The following is a 7325-nucleotide window of genomic DNA, read 5'->3' as shown; positions in this document are numbered from 1 at the left end:
GTTGGACTCGTTAAGCGTTGAGTCTCCGATGTTGGGTGTTGGGAATTCGGTTCGGAGGTTTTATCCATTGGATGTTGGATGTTCGGCGTTCGATGTTGGATGTTCGCGCGAAGCGCGCGGGTTTCTCATTCGAATTTGAGCTTGGGGTTGAGCCAGACTTGCACGATGTCCACGAGGAGGTTGAGCAGTACGATGAGCGCGGCGTAAAGGAGCACGGTGCCAAGGACGAGGGTGAAGTCGCGGTTGAAAACAGAGGTCACGAATTCGCGTCCAAGGCCGGGAATCTGGAAGATGGTTTCAATGACAAATGATCCCGATATGACGCCCGCAATGGCGGGGCCGAGATAGGAGACGAGGGGGAGCAAGCCGCCGCGTAGTGCGTGTTTCAATACGATGCGTAGTTCGCTGGCACCTTTGGCGCGGGCGGTGCGGATGTAGTCTTGGTTGAGCACTTCGAGCATGCCGCCGCGCGTGAGGCGGGCAATATAGGCGGCGTAAACGAGGCCGAGCGTGAGCGCGGGTAGCACGCGATCCACCGGGCCGTACCAGCCGGAGGGAGGGAGCCAGCCGAGGTGGATGGCGAAGAGCAACACGAGCAGGGGGCCGAGTACGAAGGTGGGCACGCAGATGCCGATCATGGCGACCGTGGAGGCGGCGTAGTCGGCGAGGGAGTTTTTGCGCACGGCGGCGGCGACGCCAAGGGTGACGCCAAGGGTGAGCGCGATGAGCAGGGCCCAGCCGCCGAGTTCGAGGGAGACGGGGAGTTTTTGCGCGATGATTTCGTTGACGGTGCGGTTGGGGTATTTGAACGAGGGGCCGAGGTCGATGCCGAGGGCGGCTTTGAGGTCGAGTCCGGAGTTGTGTTCGCCAAAGAAAACGCGCGGGTCGAATTTTTTGGGACACAGGTCCCAGAGGTAGTTGAGGTATTGTTGGTGGAGGGGCTTATCGAGGCCGTAGTGAGCTTCGAGGTTGCGGAGGATTTCCTTTGAAACGGCTTTTTCCGACGTGAAGGGGCCGCCCGGCACGAAACGCAGCATGAAGAAGGTGACGGTGACGATGACGAAGAGAACCGGAATCGTCTCCAGGAGACGGCGGGCGATAAAGCGAAACATGAGCGGCAAAGCCGACAAAACTGCGGACGAATCGGACGAAAGTCGAGCGGTTCAATGTTGGGGCGAGAAGCGTGAATCGAAGAGAGAAATAATCACAGAGAGGATTGGTTTTTAGACAGAATGAACAGAATGGTCTCACGCGGAGACACGGAGGGGCGGAGGGAAAAAACAGGAAGCAATTTTCCGTTGCGCTCGTTGCGCCGTTGCGGGACTTGCAGTGGATTTCCCGCAACGGCGCAATGGTCGCAACGCTTGCAAACCGAAGGTCAGAGAGGAGCGGGGGGGGGGGGGAGGGAGCGAGGGGTTGCTGGTTGTGCGTTACGAGCGGAGCGTGGCGAGGAGGTGGCGGAGTTCGTCGTCGATGTCTTCGGGGCGGGCAAGGGTGTGGGCGATTTCGTCGCACAGGAGTTGGCGGTAACGCTGGCGCAGTCGATGCGCGGCAACGCGAGCGGCGGTTTCGGTGAGGCCGAGGCGCGCGGCGATGGCGGAGAAGGGTTGGGCGTCGTAGTGTGTGGAGAGTGTGGGAGCAAGGGTGTCGAACAGAGGGAGGCGTCCGGTGGCGGCGTGTTCAGCGCGGAGGCGAGTGATGGCGGTGTCGAGCAGCGCGAGAGCCCAGGCACGGTCAAAGGCTTGGTCGGGCGGGAGGTCGGCTGCGCTGGCGGGGGGGACGGGAAAAACAGTGTTTGTGGTGTCGAGTGGGACGAGGAGGTGTGCGCCGCGTTTTTGAGCGCGTTCGTGGTCGCGGATGTCGGCAAGGTAGTGGTTGAAGGAGGCGAGCAGGAAGGAGCGGAAGCGTCCGCGTTCGCGCCGCGCGCCGGCGATGGATTCGAGGCGGAGGAGGCGGGCGAAAAAGCCTTGAACGGCGTCCTCGGCGTCGGCGGGGGAGAGCCCCCGGCGGCGGGCGTGGGCATGGAGCGGGGTCCAGTAGGCGCGGCAGAGTTCGGAGAGGGCGCGGCGGGCGGACGTATCCGTTTGATCGCTACCGTCCGGCGGTGTTCCGGCGGCGAGAACGAGTGTCCAGCGGGTGGTGGCGAAGGAGGTGCTCATGGCGGCAGGTGAACGATGAGGGTGGGTGGTGGGCGCGGGGGGGGGGGGAGGGAAACTGGGACGCGAGGTGCGGTTTACTTGATGTAGTATCCGCTGGCGCGCCACACGCCGTCGGGTTCGCGGCTGAAGGTGACGGTTTCGATAGCGGATTTTTTGCGAGAGAACTCGGTGGCAAATTGCATGACGAGATGGGATGTCTTGGTGTTGGGGTTTTCGTTTTCAGCGGAGAAAATTCGTCGGTTGACGACCGCGCCGAGTGGTTGCCGGTGTTGCTGAAGAGCGAGGGTCCATGATTCGAGGTTTACCTTGGCGCGAAAGACGGAGGCGGCTTGATCGCGGCTTTGCTTGTAATGGCCATCGTCAATGAGAGCCAGCCAGGTTTGGGCGTCGCGGACGGTGTCGTTGTGGGTGGTAATGAGGGCGGCGGTTTGTGGATGAATGAAGCCGGGTAATTTTTCCTGCGTGAGCCAGAGGCTGGCGAGGGTGGGCAGAAGCAGGCCGGCAAGGATGAGCACAAAGGAGAGGGGCGGAGGGAAGGGACGGTGCGGGGCGGGAAGGGGGAGGCCGCGTGTTTTGCGCGTGATGAAGGGCAGGGTGAAGGCGAAGAACATCGTGCCAAGCAGGAGCAGGGTGGGCGCAGCCAGCCAGTAGAGCGAGAGTCGCGGAGGAGTGAGTCGGTTGGCGTACACGATGATCACCACAAGGGCGGCGAAAAATCCGAGGAGTCCGGGGATGATCCAGAGTCCGCGCACACGGGCAAATGCGAGCGTGGCGGAGAGACGTTCCGGTGCCATCCAGTAGCGGCGGTTGCCCGGACTAATGAAGGGCAGGTTGACGAAACGGAGGGATACGTGGTGGATGGCCAGAAACAGGGCGCCCATTACAAACGAGGTGCCGAGTCCGCTGAATTCGAGGAGGAGCAGAAAGGTGGTGCGTGACAACCAGCCGTCGGCTCGTCCGGAGAAGTTGAAGTGCGAGGCGACGCGTTCAGGCAACTGGCCGGACGCCCATATGAGTATCGCCAGAAAAACTACCGTGCTGATGAGAATGGCGATGAAGGGGGCGATGAGTGGATGGCTGGGGATTCGTGATCGTGGCGGCGTGGTGGTGTGTGTGGGGTGGTCGTGAGGGTTGTCGGCAGCGGGGAGGGGGGGGGGGAGGGGGGACGTGGATGCTTGGGTGAGGAGTTCGACGTGGGTTTTGAGTTCGCTGGCTTGGTCGTAGCGGCGGGCGGGGTTTTGTTCGAGGGCGCGCAGGACGATTTCGTCGAGGCGGACGTCGATGTGGATTTTGCGCGAGGGGGGTATGAGTGTTTGCGCGGGCGTGGGGAGTTCGCCGGTGAGCATTTGGTAGAGCACGACTCCGAGCGCGTAGATGTCGGCGCGATGATCGACGGTAGCGGGCGCGGTGGTTTGTTCGGGGGCCATGTAGGCGGGGGTGCCCATGATTTTCGTGGGAGGGGGGGGGGGGGGAGTTGCGGGCGGGACGCCCGCGCCACGGGGAGCAGCGATGCAGGCGAGGCCGAAGTCGGCGACTTTTACGCGGCCTTGTTTGTTGAGGAGGATGTTCTCGGGTTTGATGTCGCGGTGAACGATGCCGTGGTCGTGCGCGTATTGGAGGGCGTCGCAGATTTGTGGGACTATTTCGAGGGCTTCATGGGCAGGCATGGGGCCGTGGGCGGCGTCAAGGAGTTGGCGGAGGGTGAGGCCGTCCACGTATTCCATGAGGATGAAATAGAGGCCGCCGGGGGTGCGTCCGGTTTCGTAGAGTGTGACGATACCGGGGTGGTTGAGTTGGGCAAGGGCGCGGGCTTCGTGGTGAAAGCGGTCGGCAAAGGTGGGGTCGGCATCGAGTCCGGGGCGGAGGATTTTGAGCGCAACAATGCGGTCGAGGTTGCGTTGGCGGGCGCGATAAACGGCTCCCATGCCGCCGCGTCCGAGGTGGGCAAGGATGTCGAGTTGAGGAAATTCGGTGGCGAGTTCTTCGGGGCTTGGCAGCGGTGGGGGGGATTTGGGGTGCGCGTGCGCGGTGGCTTGGGTGGGGAGCGCGGCTGCAAGGAGGCAGGCGGGGCAGAGATTGAGGGCTGCGTCGGGTGGGATGGGGCGTCCGCATTGCGGGCAGTTGGGGTGTGGGTTGGCGGAGGGTGTGGGAGGCGTCGTTGGCGTGGACATGGTGATGTGCGGGCCGCTGCGTGCAAGGAGTGCAGCAGGGGTCTTACCATGTAGAGAGGAAAAACGGGCGCGGTGTTACAGGGGGGAACGAGAATTTTTTGGAGGCGGGGGGGGGGGAGGGGAGAGCAGAACGGATTGTTATTTCAGTCGCGGGTTAGTTCGTAGGCGAGTTGCGTGCCAGAGGGGGTGATCGAGGCAAGTTCGAGGTTTAGCGTGCCGTCGTTGCTCGCGGTGAGGGGGATTTCGTGCTGGCGGTGTCCGGCGGTATCAACTACCCAGGCTTTCCAGCGGGAGGTGGGAGAGGCGGGAGGGAGGCGGAGAATGAGGGTGAGCGTGCCGCGGCTGACGAGGTGGGGAAGGGTGCCGCGTGTTTGCAATTCGCGGCGGTCTTCTCCTGAGAATTGCATGCCGGTGGGGAGCACGTCGGTCAGGTGCAGGATGAGGATGCGGCGGCTTTCGGTGAGCGAGGCGTCGTCAACGGAAAGGATGTTGAGGGTGCAAGGAGTGGCGGCGGTCGTGGCTGTGGCAATGTCGCCAGCAAGGGTGGTGTTGGGGGGGAGGACGAAGTGTTCGCCGCGCGGGGTGACGGCTTTCATGCTGGCGGCGGCGGTGTCGAGATGGAGTTGGCCGGTGTCGCTGGCGAATTGTGCGGTGCGGGCAGTGATGGCGGGATGCGGAGGGCCGGAGCGGGTGCGGAGGGTTGTGGGGTTGTCAGAGTTTTCGGATACGAGCGTGACGTTTTCCGGGAGGTCAGGGGAGGATGAGGAGGTCGCAGTGCCGATGCGGGAAATGAGGCCGATGCGGGAATAGATGTCGGGGTAGGGGCGTTCGCGTTGCGTGAATATGAGGGTGGGGTCGGGCGCGAAGGCGATGAGGTGGCGGGCGGGAGAGATGTCGCCTCGGCGGAAGATGAGGGCGGCCACGCGGTCGGCGAGGAGGGCGAGGGGGTCGTCGGCGAGGGCAAAGGTGCCAATGAATCCGCCGTCGTGGACGGATTCGCGGGTGGTGGCGTAGTCGAAGCGGTAGAGGGCGTCCCAGTCTTGGAGGGAGGCGTAGGCGGGCATGAGGAGGGCGGCTTCGGCCCGATGGTGGTTGGGTCGGACGTAGTTGAATTCGGATACAACAAAGGGTTTTGCAATGATGCGTGTCGGCATGATGAGGCGCGGGGTGGCGGCGGCTTCGGCAGTGGCGCTTTTTTGATGAAAGCCGAAGGGGAGCCGCCAGTTGCCGGTAATGCGTTTGGGATGGTCCCAGTATTGGTGGTTGTCCACGTAATCGTAGTGACAGCGAAGGGTGGAGAGGGCCTGGCCGCGCTGGAAGTTGGCCCCGGTGAGGAGGGCGTGGGTGCCGAGCGAACGGAGATGGGCGTGGAGGCGGGCGTCGGAACGGATATGGAGTTCGTGGAGGAATCGGTTGAAGGCGGCGTCGCGGTTTTGGGGGGCGGTTGTGGTTGTGTTGTCGTTGGGGGTTGTATCGTTGGCGGCGAGCCATCCGGTGAAGGCGTCGTCGTAGCGTTTGCGAATGGTGGGCGGCGCGCGGTCTATCCAAGCGGTGAGGGGGTCTTCGTTGACTGGGCAGATGCCGATGAGGGCGGGGTCTTCGGCCCAGGTGAGGCCGGTGTGTGGGTTGCGATGTGTGAGGAGTTGTCGGGCAAAGCGCGCCCATTCGTCAAAGGCTTCGTCGGAGAGGGGAATGAGGGTCTTGAATTGGGCGGGGATGTCACCGGAGGGGTCGATGCCGAGGCGTTTGAGGGCGTGGGGGGAGGGGCGGCGGAGGGAATAGAGGTCAATGTTGATGTAGATGCCGTGGCGTTTGAGGGCAGCAAAGAGGGTATCGAGTTGCGCGAGGCGTTCGGGGTTGAGCGCGAGGGCGTCGTTGGTACTGCCAGTCGCAGGGGGGGGGGGAGGGGCAAGGTCGCGGTCGAAGTGGTGGAGGCGGACGGTGTTGTAACCGGAGCGGGAGAGTCGGGCGGCGAGTTGTTCGGCTTCGTCGGGTGTGGTGGGATAGTTGGCGTCGAAACAGAGGTTGACGCCCCAGAAGCGGACGCGGGTATCGGGGCGGTTGGCGAAGGCGAAGTGGCCTTGCGGGGTGACTATGATGGGGCCGTGGCGACCAGCGGGGGTGTCGGTTGTATTGAGTCGTGAAAAATCGAATACAGCGCCGGGTACGATGTCGGTCGTGTGCGTGATGGGGGACCAGTCGGGGTTGGGGGCGAGGGTAAGGGGGGCGGCTTTCGCAAGGGGATTTATGGCCGCGATGAGGCAGCAGAGGAATCGTAAGAATGGGGGCATGTGGGTTGTCGTCCGGGTTGTCTAATAGGGCCAGTAGTAGTTGCGGTTGAGTATCGTGCCGGGCTTGAAGGCGTGGACGCTGGCGTCGAGGTGAACGGCATGGCATTGGCCGTTGTGGCGGTAACGGAAGTAAGCGGTTTGAGTGCTGTCTTCATCGGGGTCGGTTGCCGGGGAGAGAATGGCGTCGGGGTTGGAGGGTGGAGTGAGGTTGGCCCATTTGAGTTCGATGGCGGAACTGCCGCCCCAGGACGGGGTGGTGGATTGTCCGCTGTCGGCAAAGAGGATGATTTGCGAGCGGTTGGGAAGGGAGCCGATGCGGGGTTCGTTGCCTCCGTTGTGGGCGTGAAGCGTGGGGTTGATTGCGTAGGTGATTCGTGGATACCAGCCGGGAGTGGTCAGGGGGAGTCTGGCTCCGGGGCAGAGATAAACGGGGCAGGGAATTTTGGGTTGTGCGCCGACGTAGGGCATGAGGAGCGCGTTCCAGCGGTCGGCGTCGGTTGCGGGATAGGGGAAAATTTTTCCGCGCGTATCTTCGACGTAGAGGAGTGTTGCGGTGCCGAGTTGCCGCAGGTTGCTGCGGCAACTGGCCGCACGGGCGGAGTCGCGGACTTTTCCCACGGTGGGGATGATAATTGCCGCGAGGATGCCAATGATGGCGATGACGGTGAGCAATTCGATGAGAGTGAAGGCCCGGCTGTTTTTCA

Annotated in this window: 5 protein-coding genes; all 5 read right to left on the bottom strand. The window is 63.0% G+C overall.

What is annotated here, in order from left to right; genetic code table 11:
- Positions 1 to 125: 125 nt before the first annotated feature.
- Positions 126 to 1112: an ABC transporter permease gene (locus OBACDRAFT_RS07925; protein WP_043584488.1), complete on the bottom strand. Its 987-nt coding sequence runs from the start codon at positions 1110 to 1112 to the stop codon at positions 126 to 128.
- Positions 1113 to 1430: 318 nt separating this feature from the next.
- Positions 1431 to 2159, bottom strand: a complete 729-nt coding sequence (locus OBACDRAFT_RS07920; RefSeq protein WP_043584485.1) for an RNA polymerase sigma factor — start codon at positions 2157 to 2159, stop codon at positions 1431 to 1433.
- Positions 2160 to 2233: 74 nt separating this feature from the next.
- Positions 2234 to 4330 (bottom strand): protein kinase domain-containing protein, encoded by a 2097-nt coding sequence (locus OBACDRAFT_RS07915; RefSeq protein WP_043584483.1) that lies wholly within the window; start codon positions 4328 to 4330, stop codon positions 2234 to 2236.
- Between the two features lie 143 nt (positions 4331 to 4473).
- On the bottom strand, positions 4474 to 6621 hold the full coding sequence (locus OBACDRAFT_RS07910; RefSeq protein ID WP_052361448.1) for a glycoside hydrolase family 5 protein: 2148 nt from the start codon (positions 6619 to 6621) through the stop codon (positions 4474 to 4476).
- A gap of 21 nt (positions 6622 to 6642) precedes the next feature.
- On the bottom strand, positions 6643 to 7325 hold a 683-nt coding region (locus OBACDRAFT_RS07905; RefSeq protein ID WP_043584481.1), incomplete at its 5' end, for a DUF1559 family PulG-like putative transporter.

It is taken from the genome of Geminisphaera colitermitum TAV2 (genome assembly GCF_000171235.2).
Classification (GTDB): Bacteria; Verrucomicrobiota; Verrucomicrobiia; order Opitutales; family Opitutaceae; genus Geminisphaera; species Geminisphaera colitermitum.
This window is presented reverse-complemented; position numbering and strand designations above follow the sequence as displayed.